This window comes from Vibrio methylphosphonaticus (assembly GCF_023634655.1).
In the GTDB taxonomy this organism is placed as follows: Bacteria; Pseudomonadota; Gammaproteobacteria; order Enterobacterales; family Vibrionaceae; genus Vibrio; species Vibrio methylphosphonaticus.
The window spans coordinates 211,072-233,557 of the sequence record NZ_JAMKMS010000001.1 but is presented as its reverse complement, the minus strand read 5'-3'; the positions used below and the strand labels follow the sequence as shown (position 1 = coordinate 233,557).

General features: G+C 44.9%; 15 protein-coding genes. 8 read left to right on the top strand and 7 right to left on the bottom strand.

Annotated elements, in window-relative coordinates; all coding sequences use genetic code 11:
• Positions 1 to 6 precede the first annotated feature (6 nt).
• Positions 7 to 1,227 (top strand): phosphopentomutase, encoded by a 1,221-nt coding sequence (locus tag M9196_RS01040; RefSeq protein ID WP_250615676.1) that lies wholly within the window; start codon positions 7 to 9, stop codon positions 1,225 to 1,227.
• A 181-nt stretch (positions 1,228 to 1,408) separates the two neighbouring features.
• Entirely contained in the window at positions 1,409 to 2,128 is a 720-nt protein-coding gene (deoD, locus tag M9196_RS01035; protein ID WP_250615675.1) for a purine-nucleoside phosphorylase, read from the top strand.
• A 55-nt stretch (positions 2,129 to 2,183) separates the two neighbouring features.
• On the opposite strand, the gene M9196_RS01030 is transcribed toward deoD, so the two are convergent.
• Complete coding sequence (locus M9196_RS01030; RefSeq protein ID WP_250615674.1) at positions 2,184 to 2,786, bottom strand: YtjB family periplasmic protein; 603 nt, start codon at positions 2,784 to 2,786, stop codon at positions 2,184 to 2,186.
• 106 nt (positions 2,787 to 2,892) lie between these two features.
• On the opposite strand from M9196_RS01030, the gene serB reads away from it, so the two are divergent.
• Positions 2,893 to 3,861, top strand: a complete 969-nt coding sequence (gene serB, locus M9196_RS01025) for a phosphoserine phosphatase (RefSeq protein ID WP_250615673.1) — start codon at positions 2,893 to 2,895, stop codon at positions 3,859 to 3,861.
• 124 nt (positions 3,862 to 3,985) lie between these two features.
• On the opposite strand, the gene M9196_RS01020 is transcribed toward serB, so the two are convergent.
• The gene (locus M9196_RS01020; RefSeq protein ID WP_250615672.1) at positions 3,986 to 6,331 is read right to left on the bottom strand and encodes a PilZ domain-containing protein; all 2,346 of its coding nucleotides are present in this window, start codon (positions 6,329 to 6,331) and stop codon (positions 3,986 to 3,988) included.
• A 283-nt stretch (positions 6,332 to 6,614) separates the two neighbouring features.
• Here M9196_RS01020 and radA point away from each other — a divergent pair, with 283 nt between their 5' ends.
• Together radA and fusA are read left to right on the top strand one after the other, a co-directional pair.
• Complete coding sequence (gene radA / locus M9196_RS01015; RefSeq protein ID WP_250615671.1) at positions 6,615 to 7,994, top strand: DNA repair protein RadA; 1,380 nt, start codon at positions 6,615 to 6,617, stop codon at positions 7,992 to 7,994.
• 339 nt (positions 7,995 to 8,333) lie between these two features.
• A complete protein-coding gene (gene fusA / locus M9196_RS01010) occupies positions 8,334 to 10,418 on the top strand; it encodes an elongation factor G (protein ID WP_250615670.1) in 2,085 nt (694 codons plus the stop codon).
• Positions 10,419 to 10,492: 74 nt separating this feature from the next.
• On the opposite strand, the gene M9196_RS01005 is transcribed toward fusA, so the two are convergent.
• On the bottom strand, positions 10,493 to 11,440 hold the full coding sequence (locus M9196_RS01005; protein WP_250615669.1) for a LysR substrate-binding domain-containing protein: 948 nt from the start codon (positions 11,438 to 11,440) through the stop codon (positions 10,493 to 10,495).
• A gap of 91 nt (positions 11,441 to 11,531) precedes the next feature.
• On the opposite strand from M9196_RS01005, the gene M9196_RS01000 reads away from it, so the two are divergent.
• Positions 11,532 to 11,753 carry a DUF1127 domain-containing protein gene (locus tag M9196_RS01000; RefSeq protein WP_250615922.1) on the top strand — a complete coding sequence of 74 codons (222 nt, stop codon included), beginning with the start codon at positions 11,532 to 11,534 and terminating at the stop codon, positions 11,751 to 11,753.
• Positions 11,754 to 11,826: 73 nt separating this feature from the next.
• On the opposite strand, the gene M9196_RS00995 is transcribed toward M9196_RS01000, so the two are convergent.
• From M9196_RS00995 to chrA, 3 genes are all read right to left on the bottom strand, one after another.
• Positions 11,827 to 13,512, bottom strand: a complete 1,686-nt coding sequence (locus M9196_RS00995; protein WP_250615668.1) for an AMP-binding protein — start codon at positions 13,510 to 13,512, stop codon at positions 11,827 to 11,829.
• A 258-nt stretch (positions 13,513 to 13,770) separates the two neighbouring features.
• Positions 13,771 to 14,904, bottom strand: coding sequence for an HD domain-containing phosphohydrolase (locus tag M9196_RS00990; RefSeq protein WP_250615667.1), 1,134 nt, complete (start codon positions 14,902 to 14,904; stop codon positions 13,771 to 13,773).
• A gap of 249 nt (positions 14,905 to 15,153) precedes the next feature.
• A complete protein-coding gene (gene chrA, locus M9196_RS00985) occupies positions 15,154 to 16,350 on the bottom strand; it encodes a chromate efflux transporter (protein ID WP_250615666.1) in 1,197 nt (398 codons plus the stop codon).
• Positions 16,351 to 16,436: 86 nt separating this feature from the next.
• Between chrA and M9196_RS00980 the strand changes: the two genes are divergently transcribed.
• Positions 16,437 to 17,366: a LysR family transcriptional regulator gene (locus M9196_RS00980; protein ID WP_250615665.1), complete on the top strand. Its 930-nt coding sequence runs from the start codon at positions 16,437 to 16,439 to the stop codon at positions 17,364 to 17,366.
• 188 nt (positions 17,367 to 17,554) lie between these two features.
• Positions 17,555 to 20,677, top strand: a complete 3,123-nt coding sequence (locus M9196_RS00975; protein WP_250615664.1) for a beta-galactosidase — start codon at positions 17,555 to 17,557, stop codon at positions 20,675 to 20,677.
• Positions 20,678 to 20,787: 110 nt separating this feature from the next.
• Here M9196_RS00975 and M9196_RS00970 read toward each other — a convergent pair whose 3' ends face one another.
• Positions 20,788 to 22,131: an MATE family efflux transporter gene (locus M9196_RS00970; RefSeq protein ID WP_250615663.1), complete on the bottom strand. Its 1,344-nt coding sequence runs from the start codon at positions 22,129 to 22,131 to the stop codon at positions 20,788 to 20,790.
• Positions 22,132 to 22,486: the final 355 nt, after the last annotated feature.

The following is a 22,486-nucleotide window of genomic DNA, read 5'->3' as shown; positions in this document are numbered from 1 at the left end:
GAGATTATGAAACGAGCATTTATTTTAGTATTAGATTCATTTGGTATTGGTGAGGCAGGCGACGCTGAAAAGTTTGGCGATGTGGGCTCTGATACCATGGGGCACATTGCTGAGCATTGTGCGAAAGGCTTCGCTGATAATGATCAGCGTAGTGGCGCGTTGACGCTGCCAAACCTTTCAAAGCTGGGTTTAGCTATGGCACATAAAGAATCAACCGGTGCACTAGCTCAAGGCATGCATGATGACATAGAAGTCATCGGTGCTTATGGGCACGCCGCGGAGCTTTCATCTGGTAAAGACACGCCATCGGGTCACTGGGAAATTGCTGGTGTACCGGTCTTGTTTGAGTGGGGCTATTTCACGGATAAAGAGAACGCGTTCCCGAAAGAGCTGACTGACCGTATTCTTAAACGTGCGGAATTGGACGGTTTCCTAGGAAACTGCCACGCATCAGGGACCCAAGTACTTGATGACCTTGGTGAAGAGCATATGAAAACAGGACTGCCAATATTTTACACATCGGCGGACTCAGTATTCCAGATTGCTTGTCACGAAGAAACGTTCGGCCTTGACCGTTTGTTAGCGCTTTGCCAGATTGCCCGTGAAGAGCTAGAAGACTACAACATTGGCCGTGTTATCGCGCGCCCATTTATTGGCCCAGGCAAAGGTCAGTTTGAGCGTACAGGTAACCGCCGAGATCTTTCTGTAGAGCCGCCAGCGCCAACGGTACTGACTAAATTAGTGGAAGAGAAACAAGGTCAGGTTGTTTCTATCGGTAAAATTGCCGATATCTACGCAAACTGCGGTATCACTAAAAAAGTCAAAGCGACAGGTATCCCAGCGCTGTTTGAAGCAACCAAAGAGCAAATTAAAGTTGCTGGCGATAACACGATTGTCTTCACTAACTTTGTTGATTTTGATTCGGCGTACGGTCACCGCCGTGACGTCGCAGGTTACGCAGCAGCATTAGAGTATTTTGATTCTCGTATCGATGAAGTGATTGAGCTGATGGAAGAAGACGATGTGTTGATTCTTACCGCAGACCACGGCTGTGATCCAACCTGGCCGGGGACCGACCACACGCGTGAGCACATCCCAGTGATTGTTTACGGTCACAAAATACCGGCAGGCTCATTAGGACTTCGTGACAGCTTCGCTGATATTGGTCAAAGCTTAGCTAGCTATTTTGGTACGTCTCCAATGGACTACGGTAAACGCTTTTTGTAGGACAGTTTTGAAGGGCTAGGATTAAGTTCCTAGTTCCTAGTTCCTAGTTCCTAGTTCCTAGTATATAAACATATTAGCGCTTTAATTTATAATAAATTTAGTGGTTTAGGTAGTGAGTTAGCTTAGCTTGTTAAATCTAATCAACGACCAATGACCGCTGTTAATCAATAAGGAAAACACAATGGCCACTCCTCACATTAATGCAGAAATGGGTGATTTTGCTGACGTCGTATTGATGCCGGGGGATCCCCTTCGTGCAAAGTACATAGCAGACACGTTTTTGGATGACGCGGTGCAGGTTTGTGATGTACGCAGTATGTATGGCTACACAGGTACATACAAAGGTCGCCGAATCTCTGTAATGGGGCATGGTATGGGTATCCCATCATGTTCTATTTATGTCACGGAACTGATTAAAGATTTCGGTGTTAAAAAGATTATTCGAGTAGGCAGTTGTGGTGCGGTAAACGAAGACATTAAAGTTCGTGATGTCGTGATTGGCATGGGCGCATGTACGGATTCGAAAGTGAATCGAATTCGTTTTAAAGACCATGACTTTGCGGCTATTGCTGACTACCAAATGGTCAGAAACGCAGAAGAAGCGGCAAAAGCTCGCGGTATTAACGTTAAGGTCGGCAACTTATTTTCGGCTGAACTGTTTTATACCCCGGATCCAGACATGTTTGATGTAATGGATAAATATGGCATCGTTGGCGTTGAAATGGAAGCTGCTGGTATTTACGGTGTTGCGGCAGAGTATGGCGCTAAAGCACTGGCAATCTGTACGGTCTCTGACCATATTAAAACCGGTGAACAAACGACATCAGATGAACGTGCAACAACGTTTAATGAAATGATGGAGATTGCGTTAGACTCCGTGCTACTGGGCGACGAAGATTAATCGTGACTAGTCATAAAAAAACCTCGCTGTGGCGAGGTTTTTTTATGGTGTTATTTTAAGATTGCTTTAACAGCAAATTCTCACCTTTATTCTTGTTCGGACGACGCAGAATCACGAGTAACAAGACACCAGAAATAAAGCTCATCAGTATCATCATGTACATGTAGCGATCACTTTTTCGGTAGTGATGATCTGAAATGGCGGTCACTTTTCCAGTTTCAAACGTAATACGTACAAAACCGATAATGCTATTGTCATTGATGATCGGCTCGATAAGTTGCTGGCGCCCGATACTGGCGGTCGCGAGTGGTGTATCGAGTCCGAGTACCTCTCTGGCTGATTTTGCATCGGTACTGGCCGCTACTTTCACCCCTTCAGCATTGTATACCGTCGCATCCAGTACCAACCTTTCTGTTGCTAATTGATTGGTCAACGCACCTAGGCGCTCTTGGTCTTGATCGATAAGCATTTGTCGAGCAGAAAGCGAAGCTTGGGAAATTAATATTTTACTTAGCACCTCTAGCTGATTGTTTTGAATTCTTTCGTTACCTTTGCTGATAACAAAGCTATTAGTGGTGATAAAAAAGACCATCGCACCAATGAGCCCTAGCGCGACAATGCGTAAAAAGTTGCGAAATGAAAACAGTGAACCGTCCATAATTTTACAAAAGGTCTAAGAAATTACTGATTGGTTTATATTGAGACTTGCACAAGTAAATTGCAATAGGTTACCGTCGTAGTAATTTTCTTATGAAGGATAAGACATGGACGCGGTAAAGCCTTTAGTGATTTCAAAGCGTATTCCCTTAAAGGAGCGCTTTCCGGAAACCCTATTTTCACATCAACTAGAAAAAAGCAAAGCCTCTTGGATTGTGTATGCCCCTTACCTCTCGGTCAGTATGTTCAACGACATGGACTTTTATGTTGGACGATCGAGTCGTATTCTTGAAGTTTGGCAAGTTGGTTCGTATGAAGTGGCGTTAATGGCTGGAACGTTAACGTCTGAGCATCAGAAGATACTGGCCGAACTGCAGATCGATTGTTCGGCATTGTGTGACGTGCCAGATCTTAATAAGCCGGGAGTAATCGTACTTGATATGGATTCAACAGCGATTCAAATTGAGTGCATTGATGAGATCGCTAAGTTGGCCGGTGTTGGTAAGCAAGTGGCACATGTGACAGAGCGCGCGATGCAAGGCGAGCTCGACTTTGAACAAAGCTTACGTCAGCGAGTCGGGGCATTGAAAGGTGCCGATGAGTCAATACTTAGCGTTGTTCGTGCCGAGTTACCTATGATGCCAGAGCTAAGGGAAATGATTAAAACGCTGCAGTCTCGTGGTTGGAAAACAGCGATTGCATCAGGTGGGTTTACCTACTTTTCAGATTACTTAAAGCAAGAGTTATCGCTTGATTATGCTCAATCTAATACGCTGGAAATTGTCGATGGCAAACTGACTGGCGCCGTGATTGGTGAAGTGGTAGATGCCGAAATGAAAGCCGATATTTTGCAGTCGCTAGCGGAAGAGTATGATATTGAACCACACAACACGATTGCCGTTGGTGATGGTGCGAATGACTTAGTGATGATGCATGCGGCTGGGTTGGGTATTGCTTACCATGCAAAACCTAAAGTCGAAGAAAAAGCGCAAGTGGCCATTAAGTTTGCCGGACTCGGTGGCGTGGTCTGCATATTGTCAGGGTTACTTGCCAAGCAAAAAAGAGTGAATTGGTAATACCTCATTCGTGAACTTGATTTATTGAGTTAGGCAATGCGGGGCAGATATCTGAAAAAAGGGGGATTGCTAGTCGGCAATCCCCCTTTTTAGTAAAGAGAAGGTTAGGGTTAGATTAGGCCGCTCAGTAATTCAGCTCCAAGCGAATGAGCACCTCTTCAGTAATATCAATGATCTCACAGTAGCCACAAATTGCCGTCATCTCATTTTCTAAATTTCTCGCGTGACTTAGGCTAAGGGTTAATAGCTCGTTGATGTCTTTTTTCATCAATGTGGTCAGTGCGTCGAAAACAGGGCCAGAAGAGACTCTCAGTATGTACAATTCACCCATTGTTAAGGCGTCTTTAATGAACCTTATCCGCTTTTGTGTTGAGTCAAAGTCTTCACGAAGTCGTGTATGGACCGACTGAATTCGGTCGCCGAGTTTTAATACCCCAATATACAACTCATGATAAACGATTTTAGAACCGGGTCTGCGTTTCATTGGTTCGGCAATCATGCTATTACTGCGCCCTTTGAATATCGGTTCGAGTGCAAGGTTTTGTTGATGACTAATTCGCTCGAAAAATTGCAGATAACCAGGTAGTGGGAAATTGACACCGACGACTCGGCTCTTAACCGAAGTGCCTCGTTTGTCTATGTATACCGGTGTACTGACCATCTTACCTAACAACACATTATGCAAAGACTCAAGTAACTCAGGACTTGGTAAAACCTCATTTTTGATAAGAAGTTTGTCACGATTGTTTTCAATCATGCCGTTAAAAAACGCAATGATCTTGATGGTTTTTCCTGACTCGGAAATAGCAAGAAAAGCGGTTTTTTTATCTTCAGACATTCTTACAACAGTGTAGGGAACTTGATTGAGCGGTAAGTTCTTGTTGTAAAGTTGCAGCTCTTTAAATGCAACAGTAACCATCATGCCTGTGCTGATTGGTGTGGGACTGATTAACTGGATGCTGGCCCCACGTTTTGATAGGTCTAATGTTATGCCTTCGATGCTTTCGCCATTTTGGTTGGTAATGGCAACGGGCGTTCGAAATTCATAGCGTGGTTCCCTACGTCTTGTCTCAGCATCAAAATAGAGCCCACGTGGTTGACCGATGATCTTTCTAGGATGTCGGAAGCGGTTTAAACCACTAGCGGCAATGCGCGGTTTTTCAGTAAATAAATAATCACTTGCCGATGTTTGATCGCTGATCTCCTGCAAGATGCCAAAGTGGGTCAGCTCCTCTGGTTTATCCACCAACGCACTGTAGTGTTTAGAAATGGCAACAACATCGGTTTCCGATAATTCAAAAACGGATAGACGAAACGCTTTCCAGCTTGCTCGCTTGGCGCCAACATGCCAAAAAAGTTGCCGCTCTTCCCGACTGGCTTCAGGCATCATCATGGAATAAAACAATTTCATGCCATTATGATCATGGGTAAAGGTATAAAGAACGTTGCTACAGCCTTTGATCCCGGTTTTGATCAAAAGCTCCATTCGCTCAGGTGAAAACAACGAGCCTAGCGCTTGCTGGTGGCGTTCATCGTGCCAATAATTCCATATATCTTTATTATTATCGGTAAGCAGGGAGACTTTTAGTTCGTTACCGCTAAAAAATAGCGGTAGATTGCACGCATGTTTTAGGTACGTGTGCTCGTAGCCTCGTGTACGAGCGCGGGTAATTCGGTCTTGGTTATCATGACGGATTTTTTTGGATTCTGTGTTTAACGTTCTTTCCACTACCTGCTCAACGGCATTGGTGCGCGTGAGCCTTAAAGTGCGTAGATACTTGACGGGAGAGACGCCGTGAATACCATCAACGCCAAGAACACGGTATTCAATGGGCAATTCGATGTCTTTGACATTGCTGCCTTTGGCCAATTCGTCGAATCGAACTTTAATGATTTGACCAAGATCATAATCAAAGGTACCAGGTACTTTAAATTTGGCGCCAGAGTTTGAAAGATCAACGCTTAAACCATATACCAGTTCACCATTTTCGAGTTCAATAGACACTTGAGATTCAAGTCTAAGACGATTCTCTTTTCGCTTTAGGTCGTAGCCCAAATTAATCGCTTCGGCAGCGTAAGGGCTATTGGGATCGGTAAGTTCACCTTCATGCTTTAACTTTTGTTCGTTGCCAATCGTACTAATGGTTTGTTTGTTGACGAGTGCCTCCCAGACGCCTTCAGTGTAACCACCAAACTTACGAGTCAGTTTGTGATACATATCGAACGCTCGGTCATCGAACCAGTGGGTAAGCCCATCAAACTGATATTCATGGCAATGTGAAGACACGCGCCCACGAAGATCAATACGCTTATGGCAAGGTGCCATTAGTCTATTGAGCTCCATTTTAACGAGCAGTTTGGCTGATGGCGTTTCGCCTTCAGTGATTTGTTTGAGAACAAAGTCGAAATCTTCGGCGTGATAAGCCGGAATTAGTCGTTCTGCGAGAGAAAGTATTTCTGATTGCTGCATGAGTTTTGTTAAAGTGTCCCTGTTTGATGGCTATGCCATCATCGATATAACAGCGCGATAAGGTTTTATCGGCTAGTGCACCGCAATCCTTAGCAGTACCTAGCGATGATTTTATACCATTTAATTGAGGTATTTTTCGTTGGTTATCTCGTATTAGCAATAATTATTACCTGCTAGAACGAAAATAATTATGCTCAGAACAAAAAATAACCTTTTTTAATCATAATAAAATGCAAGCGATTGCATTGTTTTATCTTTTACGTCAATGAGGTAGTGAACAAGTATGGCAAAAGCGAAAAGAGCTTACGTGTGTAATGATTGCGGAGCTGACTTTCCTCGTTGGCAAGGGCAATGTAATGCATGTGGGGCGTGGAATACCATTTCTGAAGTTCGCCTTGCTGCATCGCCTCAAGTAGCACGTAATGAGCGTTTGGCTGGTTATGCTGGCGGAACGACGGAAGCCAGTGTTCAGACCTTGTCTGAAATTGACTTGCAAGAAGTCCCAAGATTTTCGAGTAGTTTCAAAGAACTCGACCGCGTGCTTGGCGGTGGTGTTGTGCCAGGTGCAGCGATTCTTATTGGTGGCAACCCAGGGGCGGGTAAGTCGACGTTACTATTACAAGCCATGTGTCGCTTATCATCGCAGATGCCCACGCTGTACGTTACGGGTGAAGAATCGCTGCAACAAGTGGCCATGCGTGCCTCCAGACTAGGGCTGCCTAAAGATCATTTAAAGATGCTTTCGGAAACCAATGTCGACCGAATTTGCCAAGTAGCGGAAAAAGAGCAGCCTAAGTTGATGGTGATTGACTCGATTCAAGTCATGCACGTATCAGATGTTCAGTCTTCACCGGGTAGTGTGGCGCAGGTTCGTGAATCAGCCACCGCGTTAACGCGTTATGCCAAGCAAAATAATGTCGCGATCTTTATGGTAGGTCACGTTACCAAAGACGGTATTTTAGCCGGTCCTAAGGTGCTTGAGCATATTATCGACTGCTCGGTATTACTGGATGGTGGAACGGATAGTCGCTTTAGAACGTTACGAAGTCATAAAAACCGTTTTGGCGCTGTGAATGAGTTGGGTGTGTTTGCCATGACAGAGCAGGGGTTGAAAGAAGTCAGCAATCCATCGGCAATTTTCCTATCACGCGGAGAAGAAGAAACGTCTGGCAGCTCCGTTATGGTGGTATGGGAAGGCACTAGGCCGCTATTGGTCGAAATTCAAGCCTTGGTGGATTACAGCCAACTTGCCAACCCAAGACGAGTTTCCGTTGGTTTGGATCAAAATAGGCTTTCATTATTGCTGGCGGTATTACATAAACACGGCGGCTTACAAATGGCAGATCAAGATGTGTTTGTTAATGTTGTGGGCGGCGTTAAGGTCACGGAAACCAGCGCCGATTTAGCGCTAGTTATGGCGCTATTGTCGAGTTTCAAAGACAGACCGCTGCCAAAGGATGTGGTGGTGTTTGGTGAAGTGGGGCTTGCAGGTGAGATTCGCCCGGTTCCTAGTGGACAAGAGCGCTTGATGGAAGCGTTTAAACATGGTTTTAAGCGTGCGATTGTTCCTGCGGCTAATATGCCCAAGGGAGGCATAGAAGGTATGCAGATTCATGGGGTTAAAAAGTTATCTGAAGCGCTATCGGCCTTTGATGAACTGTAGCTTCGTCTGAAATAAACGACAAGTGGTGCGTTAAATGCACTTTTAATTAGTGGCTTTTCTGAAATTTTAGGTAGAATAGCGTCCACGAAATCTGTGATTTTTAGAAATGACATCGAAAAATCACAAAGAGCAGCTAAAATTAACTGCGAACTTACACAAGGTACTCTGTAGCGAAAGGCTTACTGGGGCAGGCTTTCATCTTAATTTAGATGGAGTTGCGTCGTATCCGATGCTTAAGGGTATAACTTTTTTTTAATGCAAGTGCACGCAATGGTATCCGTCTTGACAGATTGTGATATACTCTGCGCGCATTTTATATCCTATTAACAGAGTAAAACGATGACTGATTTATCAAAATACAGAAATATTGGTATTTTCGCGCACGTTGATGCGGGTAAAACCACTACAACTGAGCGTATTCTTAAACTGACTGGCCAAATCCATAAGACTGGTGAAGTTCATGATGGTGAATCAACTACCGACTTCATGGAACAGGAAGCTGAGCGCGGAATTACTATCCAGTCAGCTGCAGTTAGCTGTTTTTGGAACGATCACCGTTTGAACGTTATCGATACTCCTGGACACGTTGACTTTACAGTTGAAGTATATCGTTCACTTAAAGTACTTGATGGCGGTATCGGTGTATTCTGTGGTTCTGGTGGTGTTGAGCCTCAATCAGAAACTAACTGGCGTTACGCGAACGAATCAGAAGTATCTCGTCTGATCTTCGTTAACAAACTAGACCGTATGGGTGCAGACTTCTACAACGTTGTTGACCAAGTTAAAAACGTTCTAGGCGCAAACCCACTAGTTATGGTTCTGCCAATCGGCCGCGAAGATGAATTCGTGGGCGTTGTAGACCTTCTAAGCCGTAAAGCGTACGTTTGGGATGACACTGGTCTTCCTGAAAACTACGAGCTTCTAGATGTTCCTGCAGACATGGTTGATGACGTTGAGCAATACCGTGAAGAGCTAATCGAAACGGCAGTTGAGCAAGACGACGACCTAATGGAAGCGTACATGGAAGGTGAAGAGCCTTCTATCGAAGACATCAAACGTTGTATCCGTAAAGGTACTCGTGAGCTAGCGTTCTTCCCAACATACTGTGGTTCTGCGTTTAAGAACAAGGGTGTTCAAATCATCCTAGATGCAGTTGTTGACTACCTTCCAGCACCAACAGAAGTTGATCCTCAACCTCTAATGGATGAAGCTGGCGAAGAAACTGGCGAGCACGCTATCGTTTCAGCTGACGAAACATTTAAAGCGCTAGCATTCAAAATCATGGATGACCGCTTCGGTGCCCTAACTTTCGTTCGTATTTACTCAGGTAAATTGAACAAAGGTGACACCATCTTAAACTCTTTCACTGGTAAAACAGAGCGTGTTGGCCGTATGGTTGAGATGCAAGCTGATGACCGTAACGAACTAACTAGCGCACAAGCTGGTGACATCATTGCGATTGTAGGTATGAAGAACGTGCAAACTGGTCACACTCTATGTGATCCTAAGCACCAAGTAACACTTGAGCCAATGGTTTTCCCAACTCCAGTAATCTCTATCGCTGTATCTCCAAAAGATAAAGGCGGTTCTGAGAAAATGGGTATCGCGATCGGTAAAATGGTTGCAGAAGATCCATCTTTCCAAGTTGAAACTGACGAAGAAACTGGCGAAACCATCCTTAAAGGTATGGGTGAGCTTCACCTAGACATTAAAGTTGACATCCTTAAGCGTACTTACGGTGTTGACCTAACTGTTGGTGCTCCTCAAGTTGCTTACCGTGAAACGATTACTCAAGCAATTGAAGATAGCTACACGCACAAGAAACAGTCTGGTGGTTCTGGTCAATTCGGTAAGATCGATTACCGTATCAAGCCTGGCGAAGCTGGTTCTGGTTTCTCATTCAAGTCTTCAGTAGTGGGCGGTAACGTTCCTAAAGAATTCTGGCCTGCAGTAGAAAAAGGCTTCGCTGGAATGATGGAGAACGGTGTTCTTGCTGGTTTCCCTACGCTAGACGTTGAAGTTGAGCTGTTTGATGGTGGTTTCCACGCAGTCGATTCATCTGCAATCGCATTTGAAATCGCAGCGAAAGGTGCATTCCGTCAATCTATGCCTAAAGCTGGTGCGCAACTTCTTGAGCCAATCATGAACGTTGACGTATTTACTCCAGACGATCACGTTGGTGATGTTATCGGTGACCTTAACCGTCGTCGTGGCATGATCAAAGATCAACAAGCTGGCGTAACGGGTGTTCGTATTAAAGCTGACGTACCTCTTTCTGAGATGTTCGGCTACATCGGTCACCTACGTACAATCACTTCTGGCCGTGGTCAATTCTCTATGGAATTCGCACAGTACGCACCGTGTCCAATGAACGTTGCTGAAGAAGTTATTGCTAAAGTTAAAGAAGAGAAAGCAAACAAGTAATTGTTTGATTAATCTTTAAAAAAACCCGCCTTCTGGCGGGTTTTTTGTTATTGGTTCCAAGAGACTTCCTCCTACTATAGTTTGTTCCATCTTAGGGTGTAGTCGGTTTCTATTATCTCTAGATCATTAATAGCATGAGATTGGAACTCGAGAACTTGCTCTTTCATCCAGTCACTAAAGATCGTAATTTTTTTGCGATTAAAATAGCTGTCTGGTGCACATAAGTAATAAGAGAATTTTGGTCTGAGCGCTCGATCGCCTATGCGAACTAAGGTGCCTTCTTGAATGTAGCGATACGCTAAACTGTGTTTGATCAACGCCACACCTTGTACCGCCAGAGCCCCCTCCAAAACAAAGTGAGATCCATTATATTGTAAAGTGGGTTTCCCTAATTTCCCTCCTACACGGTTCAACCATAAGTTCCAATCCATATCCGGCCAGGTATCCTCGATGAGGTTAGCTTGGGATAAGTCATCCACCGTATAAATACCGTGTTTCTCTTGGTAGAGAGGGTGACAAACCGGATAAATAATATCGTCCATAAGATGCTCACTACGAATGTTAGGGTAGCTCCCTTCCCCGTAGCGAATGCTGATATCAACAGATGAGTCTTGAAAGGTAACAAGTTGATTAGTGGGCTCTAACAAGATCGCCATGTTGGGGTGCACTTCCCGAAAGCCTTGTAATCTAGGTACCAGCCAATGTTGGGCGAAAGAGGGCAATGTAGAGATGGATAAGCGGTTTGGATTAGGGTCTTGGTTAATCAGTCTCACACCTTGCTGCAAGTGCACTATCCCTTTTTGTGTATGGTTAAATAACAACTCGCCCTCTGATGTTAGACGCACCTTCCTATGTTCACGATGAAACAGAGCGACCCCTAAGTTTTGCTCTAGCAAGCGAATTTGTTGACTGACTGCAGCAGCAGAGACAAATAGTGCTTTAGCAGCCTCTTTAAAGCTGCCTTTTTCTACCGCCATATAAAAGTAGTACAGCCCTTGTAAGGGAGGGAGTCGTTCTTTCACTTAAGTTTTCCTTAACTCAATGGAAGGTTTCATCGTTTGTCACTGGTTGATTTTTGCACGAATATTAAGCAAAAGCGAGGAGGGATAAGTGATGAAATACCTAAATACTCTAGAAAGCACTCAAGCTGACTACCATCGTATGCATAGTCAATTAATGATGCTGATTAAGAAATTCTTACTCATGCTGATGTTGTGGCGTAGAAACTACGTTACAAGACGTACTCTCGACGGAGTGTCGGATCATCTATTAAAGGATATTGGTTTGACACCTAATGAGGCGAAAGCTGAAGCTCGAAAATCATTTTGGGAATAATAGGCAAGGATTATGTAAAAAAGAGGCGCGGTTAGCGCCTCTTCTCAGAGGGAGAGCGGTGAGCAGAAAATGATTACTCTTCCCAAACCACCAGTTGGTCTTTTGGCCAATTATGACCAGTCTCGTGGTATTTCTGTTCGAGCAGGTGACGCTTTATCTTTAGGGTTGGTGTCAAAATACCGTTCTCAATACTCCACGGGTCTTTGATCATCAATACGCCTTTGATCTGTTCGTGCGACTCTAACTCTTGGTTCATTCGTTTAACCACGCGCTCAGCAGTGCGTGCGTAGCGTTTCTTGTCGAAGTTAGGGAAGTCATGTGGCACCACTAATAATATGGGACCAGGAAGCCCTAAACCAATTAAGCACATCATTTCTACGCGGCTATATTCGAATAACTTTTTCTCAATAGGCACTGGTGCAACAAATTTGCCTTTCGCGGTCTTAAAGTTGTCCTTTTTACGACCTTGGATGCTTAGGTAGCCATCGCTATCAATTGCCCCTACGTCGCCAGTATGTAGCCACCCATCACTATCAAAACATTCTTGCGTTGCGATGTCATTTTTGTAATATCCGGAGAATAGCCCCTTACTTCGCACCATGATTTCGTCATCAGCGGCGATTTTGAGCTCAATGCCCGGACCAGCATTGCCGACCGAACCTATCTTATCTGCCTTAAAGGGATGATTGATCGTGCTGTAGGCAAAGGTCTCTGTCATGCCCCATGCTTCGGTAATGTTAAGGCCAACTTTGTGGTACCACTCTAACAAGGCGGGAGAGACAGGTGCAGAACCACAGCCTAGAACTCTGGCTTGGTCCAGTCCTAGCCCATCGATTAGTTTCTTCTTAATGAGCGAGTTTACAAACGGTATTTTCAGTAAGAAGTTTAATTTTTTCTGCGGCAGTTTATCTTGGATACGCTGTTGGAATAGCGTCCATAAACGAGGAACGGAAATAAACAGCGTAGGCCGCTGCATTTTAACATCTTCAATGAACGTATCGAGCGATTCGGGGAATGCTGTCATTACGCCGCCTTGGATAGATGATCCAAAAATATACACTCGCTCAGTGATGTGAGCCAATGGCAGATAAGAGAACAAGCGATCATTCGCTTCTATGCCAATATGGTCAATGAGCATTTGTACTGACCAGCTAAAGGCACCAAAAGTGAGCATTGCGCCTTTTGGTAATCCAGAGGTCCCCGACGTGTATACTAGAGACATGAGCTTATCGTCATGATGGACGGGGCGCTCAGTACTTGGTTCGTGCTGAGCGATAAGATCGATAAACGTGTGCTGGCAAGAAGGCGCACTGTCGTATGGTAGAGCGATACTGATAACATCAGGTAATTGAGCGATAACCTGAGCAGTAGCGGCGTCGTCATCTAGCTTACCGGCGATTAACGCCTTACTCTCACTGTGTGTAATACAGTATTCGATGGTGTCTGCCCCGGCAGTCGGGAAAACCGGTACGCTGACATAATCTCCAAGCATGAGTGCAAGATCGCAGATAAACCACTCTGCACAGTTCTTAGATATGAGTGCAACTTTGTCTCCCGGCTGAATGCCGAGTGCGCGAAGCGACGAGACAAGTCGTAATGCTTTATCCGCCACTTCCGCGTAGGTAAATTCAACAAACTCACGATTAATGATTTGTTTAAGGTAGACCTCATTCGGTCGTTCTTGTGCCCATTTTAGGATCATTTCATTGGGCGGTGGTAGTGTACAGCTGGAGTGTGCGCTTTCATTAGGCAGTATCATTCTTGAACTCCGTTTTCGTGTAGAACGATAATTTATAGTTATTTTATTGTTAAGTTAATGTTAACAAATACAATCTTAGCCTCATGAAGTAACTACTGCAAGTGTCGAATTGTGATAAATCGTGTCCGCATGCACAGAATTGGAGTAAATGCTCAAATTTTATGTGAGCTCACCCGATAAAGGGCGAGCTGATTGTGTCTTACGTAATTAAAGCTGACGTTATTAACGCTCAATTATTGAAACTTACGGTATTAGCGCTCAGCTAGCAAGGTGACGATTGTTTAGCATAATGTTTTTTACTTGGTCCTGGTGGCAGCGCAATGGGTGAACGCAATTACCATCAAGTTGCCCTTTTGCTACCATTTTTTCCAGCTCAAGCAGTGCGTGGGTCAATGACCAGGATTCACTGTAATGGCGGTGACTTGTTAATGCATCGAAGATATTGGCGACGGTTACAATGCGCGCCGCAATAGGGATTTGCGCGTGTTTGAGACCAAACGGATAACCGGTACCATTTAAGTACTCATGGTGGTAACGAATAATATCGCTGAGTAAGTGAGTACAAGCATATTGCCTTTCACTCACTTGGTGCGCAAGTTGATTGATCAAGTTGACGCCTTGCTGCACTCTCCCTGCGATTAAGGTGGCATTGTCCCAATCTTGTAACCAAAGTGAGCACTGTTTGGAGCTTAACGTTGAGTACTTACCAATGTCGTGCAAACAGGAAAATCTAACGATATGATCGATCGTTTCGTCGTCGAGTTGGTATAGAGGGGCGATATGATCCGCGATGATGTGCGCATATTGCCCAACACGATAGGCATGCTCGATATTGTCACGTTCTCCGACGAGTGAGGTGGTGCGAACTGAGTGGGCTATTTCTTCAGCTGCTTGTATTAAGGTACTTTGTTCACTTACCAAGGCCGCGACTTCTTGGGTTCGTACGGTGAGTTCATCGGCTGTTAAAGCATCAAAAAAATGCGGTTTATTGGCGTCGAAAAAAAGCAAACCGGTGAATTGATTTTGCTCGACGATAGGCAGTGTGAGCGATGCGGCATAGCCTTGTTCGAGTAGCCATGCGGAATGGGATGAATTTGCGGAAACGTTAGAAGCAATATCATTTACTACACGACTTTTTTGCTGACAAACCAACTTACCCAATGAGGTTGATGGAGAAATTGGGGCACGATAACGCACTAATGGCGAGCCTTCTAACGTGCTATGCGCAAATGTCCTCAACTCCGAATGAGCGGGGTCAAAAAGTGCGATGGATACTCGTGCGATCTCAGGAACCTCTTGACGTAACGCTTGATGGGTGGCTTTTAGTTCTTGACTAATAGAGTAGCTACGCTGACTGGAGCGCCTATCACTGTTCAAATATTCCATTCTCATACTAGCCTCCTATGCGTGAGCAATGTTAATGGCTGTTTCGCTAGCGTCAGGGTCTGGGATGGACTTTGGGTACAACACGCTATTGTATTTACGCGAGCGAAGTAAAGTGAACCAGTTAAGTCGAAGGGATAGATTTGGAGAGAGTGTGGAAAGGGATGAACGATCGGCAAACCTAACCCCTTAAACGAGTGTAAGGCTTGCCGACGAGCATGACGAGTGAAATCGATTAAAAGTGCATCAATTATTGATTTATATTAAGTTTTGGACAAAAGGGCTGATAAGCCCAGCAAAAGCGAAAAAAGCCACCATCCATACGATAGGCAGTTTATATTGCTTTAGAAGCAAGGCTCCCACTAGTACCCAAGCAAAATCAATCGGTTCTAGAACAGCACTGATAAATACTGGCTGATACAGTGCGGCAATGAGTAAGCCGACAACGGCGGAATTGACACCGTTAAGCGCCCCTGAAATAGCAGGGACTTTGGCTAACTGTTGCCAGTGCTTTAATGCGCCAACTAAAAGTAAAAAGCCCGGTATAAATACACCCAGAGTAGCGATGATCGCTCCCCATACAGGGGCATTTGGTAACAACGCATAGCCGATGTAGGTAGCAAAGGTGAACATAGGGCCAGGAACTGCCTGAGCTGCCGCATAGCCGGTAAGAAATACGTCTTGACTGATTTGGTCACCAACAATATTTTGCAGTAATGGCAAGACAACGTGGCCTCCACCAAAGACTAAGCTACCTGCTTGGAAGAAATCAGAAAACAGCTGTAGCGAAGGTGACAACCACGCAATCAGTGGCAGACCTAGCAATAAGGCGAAGAATAGCCCTATTGGGAAGTAAGACAGTTTTATTGATGATTGTGTTGGACGTAACTCCGGATTTGCCAAGTAGCGCACGCCAATTAACGCCGCTGCCAGCAAAATCACAATTTGCGTGATAACGCTTTGGAACAGCAGTAGCGCAACGGCGGTTGAAATACAAAGTGCGACCGTGAGCTTTTGTTTGCAGAAGTTTTTGTACATCCCCCAAGCCGCATCGGCGACCACAACCACTGCGAGCAGTTTTAAACCGTGCACTAGGTTTTGAAAGTAACTCGACTCCGTTAATTGACTACTAAGTAATGCAAGCGCAATCATCAACATAATCGAAGGAAGGGTAAAGCCGAGAAATGCCATGATTCCGCCGCCTAACCCAGCGCGTTGGTAACCAACGGCAAAGCCAACTTGGCTTGAGCCAGGGCCGGGAAGAAATTGACTAAGTGCGACCATTTGCGCGTATTCTTCATCAGACAACCATTGCATTTTTTCAACGAAAGTTTGTCTGAAATAACCAATATGAGCGGCCGGACCGCCAAAGCTGACCCAACCTAGAGCAAAAAAGAGTTTGAAAATGGAGAATAGCGACTCATTGGGCGCAGCGTCTTTTGATAGTACTGTCACTTCGGGACCTTTAGATGGGAGTTGCATTGGCACAAATAGTACTGCCAGTATTATAATGACTCAAATTAATAAATTTGGTTTGAACTATGAGTGAAATAGGATTGGGGGTGGTGGATTGGAGGCGAATTGATCTCAATTTGCTGGTTGCGTTTTATCACCTTTATCAAACACAGAGTGTGTCTGATGCCGCATCACAGAGTTACGTTAGCCAGTCTGCGATGAGCCATAGTTTAGCGAAATTACGGGTGTTGTGTGATGACCCGTTATTCGAGAGGAAAGGGCATCAAATGCTCCCAACCGAACGCGCTTATGAGCTGTTTCCGGTTATCGACCAGATATTGAATTTGTTTGAGTTCAAAGTCATGCCCAAGCGTGACTTTCAACCGTCCGAGTATGATGGGGTGTGTAAAATAGGGCTAACCGATTACGCTGAATTTATCTTTGCTCCGATTATTTATGATGCCGTGATGTCTCAAGCCCCGAAAGCGAGGCTTCGTTTTATTAACGTGAATCGAGATAACTACACAAAGGTCTGCGAGCAAGAGCGTCTCGATATTATGATTGGCAGTATCCCTGATCTCGAAGACTCGTTTTCTTCACAAAAGCTGTATACCGAGAAACACGTTTGTATTTACGATGCTTCCGTTTGTCAGGTCAATACATTAGATGTCGCCACCTTTGTTTCCAAGCCTCATTGCCTCGTGAGCCCCACAGGCGACTTTCACTCCCCAGTAGATAAACATCTCGATGCAATCGGTGAGTCCCGCACGGTCAACGCGGTATCACGAAACTTTCTGACGATAGGTCGATTAGTTCATGGACGAGAAATGTTTGCTATCGTGCCAAAGAAAATGGCGGAGATAAGCCTGATGCAAAGTGCGTTAACTGCCGTCGCCCCACCGGTACCAGTGGCCGATTTTGATATCTCGTTAATATGGAAAACTCACTCACATATGAATCATAAAGTGTCGTGGCTCAAGGATTCCTTGTACGAAGCGATTATTGCCGCGTTGTAATGAACCTTGGGTAAAAGCTCACAGCATTAATGAGCTTGAGCCGCAAGTAATAAAGTGATCACTTCCACAAGGTTATGAATTTGTTGCCAGCCTTGTCTTAAATCCAACCTCTAGTACTTTTTTTGTCAGCAAACGGTGGTAACGTTCAAGTGTAAACGTTACCAATTACCGTATGGCGAGAATGTACCATGAGATCTTTTTCTGAAGTTTTGTTCGCTCGTGAGTGGGAAAACCAACACGTCACCCACCACAACGTACTTAATGCTCACGCGCCTTTGCATGCTTTTCATAGTGAGCACGCTGCGTTGCAAAACCATTCATCTATCCATGAAAGAAGCCTAAATGGTGAATGGCAATTTAAGTGCTTCGCAAAGCCAGAGCTGGTTGAAGAAGAGGTGATTGGCACTGCGTTTGACGATGCCTCTTGGGCGAGTATTCCTGTGCCGAGTAATTGGCAACTTCAAGGCTTCGATAAACCCATTTATACCAATGTGAAATATCCGTTTGCAGACACCCCTCCTAAGGTGCCAAAAGAGAACCCAACAGGGGTATATCGTGTGGCATTTGAGATGACAAGCCTCGATGCGGATCGACGACATACACTCACATTTGACGGAGTGAATTCGGCGTTTCACTTATGGCTTAATGGTCGTTGGATGGGGTATTCACAAGACAGCCGTCTCGCGGCTGAATTTGATATTACCGATGCGTTAGTGGCGGGGGATAATCAGCTTGTTGTGATGGTGCTGCGCTGGTCAGATGGGTCTTATCTTGAAGATCAAGATATGTGGTGGCTGAGTGGCATCTTTCGAAATGTGACATTACGAACCAAGCCACGTATCGCTATTGCGGATGTGGCGATTAATACCGAATTAGACGCGTGTTATCGAGACGCGTTGTTAACCGTGTCAACTCACATCAGTGTCATGCCAGAAGAGCGAGCAATGTGCGACTCATATTCGGTAGAGGTTGAGTTGTTCGATACCCAGGATACGAGCGTTTTTGGCAAGAAAGTGTCTACATTTGCACAACGCCTCATTGATGAGAAAGGGGCGTGGCAAGAATTAGCAGAGCATCGCATTCAAATTGAAAATCCTCAAAAGTGGAGTGCTGAGGCACCGAATTTGTATCGAATAGTCGTGGTTCTAAAAGACGAAGAAGGGAAATTTGTCGACTGCGAAGCGTACAATGTGGGCTTTCGTAGTGTGGCGATCACGTCAGGTCAGCTTAAGGTGAATGGCCAAGCGCTACTCATACGCGGAGTCAACCGTCATGAGCATCATCCAGAAATGGGTCACACCATGACTCGAGATGCGATGATAGAAGATATTAAATTACTCAAACAGAATAACTTTAATGCGGTGCGCACCGCTCACTATCCAAATGATCCTCTATGGTATGAGCTCTGCGATGAGTTTGGTTTGTATTTGGTGGACGAAGCAAATATTGAAACTCATGGTCAGTTTCCCATGTGCCGTTTATCAGACGATGTGACTTGGATGAACGCCTATCTGCGGCGTATGACTCGCCTTGTTGAGCGTGATAAGAATCATCCTTCTGTCATTATTTGGTCGTTGGGTAATGAATCGGGAATTGGCAATAATCACCACGCTATGTATCAATGGACGAAGCAGCGCGATCCTTCCCGTCCCGTGCAATATGAGGGTGGGGGATCCGATACGGCGGCAACGGATATTATTGCTCCGATGTATGCACGAGTTGACCATGACCAACGTCTTGCGGCCGATCCTAGTGTCACGCCAAAAATTGGCATTAAGAAGTGGCTAGCGATGCCAGGTGAAGATCGCCCATTGATATTGTGCGAGTACGCGCATGCGATGGGAAACAGCTTAGGCAGTTTTGATAAATATTGGGATGCGTTTAGAGAGTACCCAAGACTGCAAGGTGGCTTTATTTGGGACTGGGTTGATCAAGGGCTCAGCAAAGTGGATGAAAAAGGTGTGCCTTATTGGGCTTATGGTGGGGATTTTGGGGATAAGATCAATGATCGTCAGTTCTGTATTAATGGTTTAGTGTTCCCTGATAGGAGCGTGCATCCCACTCTTTATGAAGCGAAAAAAGCGCAACAATTTCATGTTATTACATTGGTTTCAACGCACCCTGTTAGCGTAAAAGTACAAAGTGAGTACTTATTTACTAGCACGGAAAATGAAGTTCTGCAGTGGAACATTACCGAAGATGGTCATGTGATAACTCAAGGTTCGCACGTGTTACAAGTGTCGCCACAAGGCGAGGTTTTGTTGCCGTTGATGGACGTATTGCCTACCGCTCAAGTTGGGCGAGACTATCACTTGAATATCGAAATCGTTAACACCTGTGCGACGGCATGGTCGGAAGTGAATCATGTTATTTCGTCACAACAAATAGAATTACCAAGTGCGTTTGGTTTGAAGCAGACGCGCATGAATGGTTCAGGCGTCCCGATGGCAACCATGAGTGACAATATGGTGACGTTACACGCGAATGAACACGTCATTGTGTTTGATTCTGTTGCCGGAGAATTAGTCTCTTGGAGCACAGATGATGTGGAACAGTTGGCTCAGCCATTAAAAGATAACTTCTATCGAGCGCCATTGGATAATGATATTGGTACCAGTGAAGCCAATCATGTCGATCCGAACTCATGGGTTGCTCGTTGGGATGCCGTAGGGCTGCCTTCACTAGAGGTCGAATGTATAAGCTTTGAGCATTTTGCTCATCAGCACCATTACCAAGTTGAATCTCGTCGAGCTTATCGTTTTAATCACCATTGTATTTTTGAGACGCTGTGGTGCTATAAAATTTATCAAAACGGTGAGGTTCATATTGATGTTCAGGTTGAAGCCGCACCAGGGCTTCCGTCGTTGCCTAGGGTTGGCATGGAGCTGGCGTTAAATTCATCTTGTCAAAACGTGTCTTGGTATGGACGAGGTCCTTTTGAAAACTATCCTGATAGGAAGCTTGCTGCGCATATTGGGCGATATCACGCATCCATTGACGACATGCACACCCCTTATATCTTTCCCACTGATTGTGGTTTGAGAACGGATGTTAAACAAAGTCAGATAGGCGGGCTTCAGGTTACGGGCGAGTACCACTTGTCGGTAAGCCGATACAGTATGTCCGAATTAAGCGCTGCTAAGCATACGCACGAACTGCGTGACAGTGGTGTTATCTTTGTCCGTTTGGATGGCTTTCATATGGGAGTGGGCGGTGATGACTCATGGACACCAAGTGTCCATGAGGAATTTAAGTTGCTTCAACGGCAATATCGGTATCAGTTGCAGCTGAGTATGAAAGGTGAATGCTAAAGAAGTCGGTTTAAAAAGAGCAATCTGAAGAAGTAAACGTGTTGTTTAAGTGCCTCTCACGTACGGAGGCACTTGACGGTTTGTTTGCTTTTTAGAACGCTTAATGCGTGTTAGGACAGTTGAAAACGTACCCAGACTTTAGAGCGCCAGCGGCGAATCATGATAATGCCTCTTAGCCATTCATCCATTCCCATCGCTATCCAAGCGCCAATCACGCCATATCCCCAGTGGAGACCGAGCAAGTAACTAAACACCACTGCAACGCCCCACATACTTAAAATACCCATTTGAACCGGAAACTTGATATCGCCAGATCCCTTTAGCGCAGCAATAAAAATGAGATTAGAGACGCGCCCAGACTCAACAAAAATGGATCCGCCGATCAAGAGTGCTACGAGTGCTACAATCTCGCTTTCTTGAGTAAAGAGATCAATTAAAGGGTAGCGGAAGATAAACAATGCCAAAATGATACTGGTCGAAACAGCCAGCCCAACGAGATAGTATTTTTGGATTCGGCCGAGAATATCATCAGTCCATCCTTTACCGATAAAGTAGCTCGTTTGTATCTGCCCAGCCTGACCTAAGGCTAATGCAAACGCAAACGAGACCCGCGTGATATTTTGAGCATAAGTGTAGGCCGCTAATGATGACGTACCCATTTGCACCACGAAATAGACAATGGTCATCTGTGCCAGGTTATAGGACAAAATCTCACCGGCATTCATGGCACCGATTTTGATGATTTTCTTGAATAAGGCGTGAGGGATTGCGCGCCACTGAGAAAAAGGGAGATCGATTTTTTTTGAACGTACGATTAGGCACATCAACAAGGTACCAATCACCTGACTGACAACTGTTGCTGTCGCAACGCCACTAACACCGTACACGGGTAGCCCAAAAGGTTGATAAAGAGCTAAATAGTTACCGGCGATATTGATCACTCCGGCAATGAGGTTGATCACCATCGGTGACCGAGAGTAGCCGTGACTACGAAGTATGGTGGTTAGCACAATGCCAATAGTGACGTTAAACGTCATGGAGCCGCTAATAATAAGGTAGTCATAACCAAACGCTGCTACATCATCAGCTAAGCCAAATAATGTGATGAATTGTTCTGCCCCGAAAAACAACGCAAGACTTAAAAACGTCCCTACCCCACAGGCAAGAATAATGCTTGCTACTGCGACTTGTGCAGAATCTGAAAATCGTGAAGCACCATTGTATTGCGCGATGAGTATGCCAGTACCGCTGCTCACCATCATGGAGATCACGATGAGGAAAAAGGTGATTTGTGTGATAACCCCAACGGCTGATACGGCTGAGTCTGAGTAGCTACTGAGCATGAATACGTCAGTGGTATTGAGCGCTGTGCGTAAAAGCACCTCAATAAAGATAGGCCAAGTGAGAGCAACAATATTCATTCTTTTGCTGAGCGTTGAAGCGTTTTTTGGCATGAGGTTAAGGCCTAATTAGAGTGACCCAGAAAGGGGGGACGCAAGTGTACTCGCTAATTAACCAAACGCAATACTTTACCGATAATTGGTAGAGAGCGACTGCACCTAAATGTAATCGTTACCACTTTTGGGGCTGAAATCGAGGTAAATAAAATCATATAAAATCGTTAAAAAAGGAGATCTTCGTCTCGATGTTACACTGTGAAACATTGAGAGACGTTGTTTTTCCTTTGTTTGTTAACTAATTCAAACAAATTAGCTTGGTTTTGACAACTTTTGTTACTGTTGTGATTTTTTTTAACTTCCTCACATTAATTGTTCATTTTGTCACTATACTCTGGGTTAAACGTTTTCA

Coding starts and splice junctions, on each gene's coding strand:
- M9196_RS01040 (WP_250615676.1), top strand. CDS start 7: ATGAAACGAGCATTTATTTTAGTATTAGATTCATTTGGTATTGGTGAG.
- deoD (WP_250615675.1), top strand. CDS start 1,409: ATGGCCACTCCTCACATTAATGCAGAAATGGGTGATTTTGCTGACGTC.
- M9196_RS01030 (WP_250615674.1), bottom strand. CDS start 2,786: ATGGACGGTTCACTGTTTTCATTTCGCAACTTTTTACGCATTGTCGCG.
- serB (WP_250615673.1), top strand. CDS start 2,893: ATGGACGCGGTAAAGCCTTTAGTGATTTCAAAGCGTATTCCCTTAAAG.
- M9196_RS01020 (WP_250615672.1), bottom strand. CDS start 6,331: ATGCAGCAATCAGAAATACTTTCTCTCGCAGAACGACTAATTCCGGCT.
- radA (WP_250615671.1), top strand. CDS start 6,615: ATGGCAAAAGCGAAAAGAGCTTACGTGTGTAATGATTGCGGAGCTGAC.
- fusA (WP_250615670.1), top strand. CDS start 8,334: ATGACTGATTTATCAAAATACAGAAATATTGGTATTTTCGCGCACGTT.
- M9196_RS01000 (WP_250615922.1), top strand. CDS start 11,532: ATGAAATACCTAAATACTCTAGAAAGCACTCAAGCTGACTACCATCGT.
- M9196_RS00995 (WP_250615668.1), bottom strand. CDS start 13,512: ATGATACTGCCTAATGAAAGCGCACACTCCAGCTGTACACTACCACCG.
- M9196_RS00990 (WP_250615667.1), bottom strand. CDS start 14,904: ATGAGAATGGAATATTTGAACAGTGATAGGCGCTCCAGTCAGCGTAGC.
- M9196_RS00980 (WP_250615665.1), top strand. CDS start 16,437: ATGAGTGAAATAGGATTGGGGGTGGTGGATTGGAGGCGAATTGATCTC.
- M9196_RS00975 (WP_250615664.1), top strand. CDS start 17,555: ATGAGATCTTTTTCTGAAGTTTTGTTCGCTCGTGAGTGGGAAAACCAA.
- M9196_RS00970 (WP_250615663.1), bottom strand. CDS start 22,131: ATGCCAAAAAACGCTTCAACGCTCAGCAAAAGAATGAATATTGTTGCT.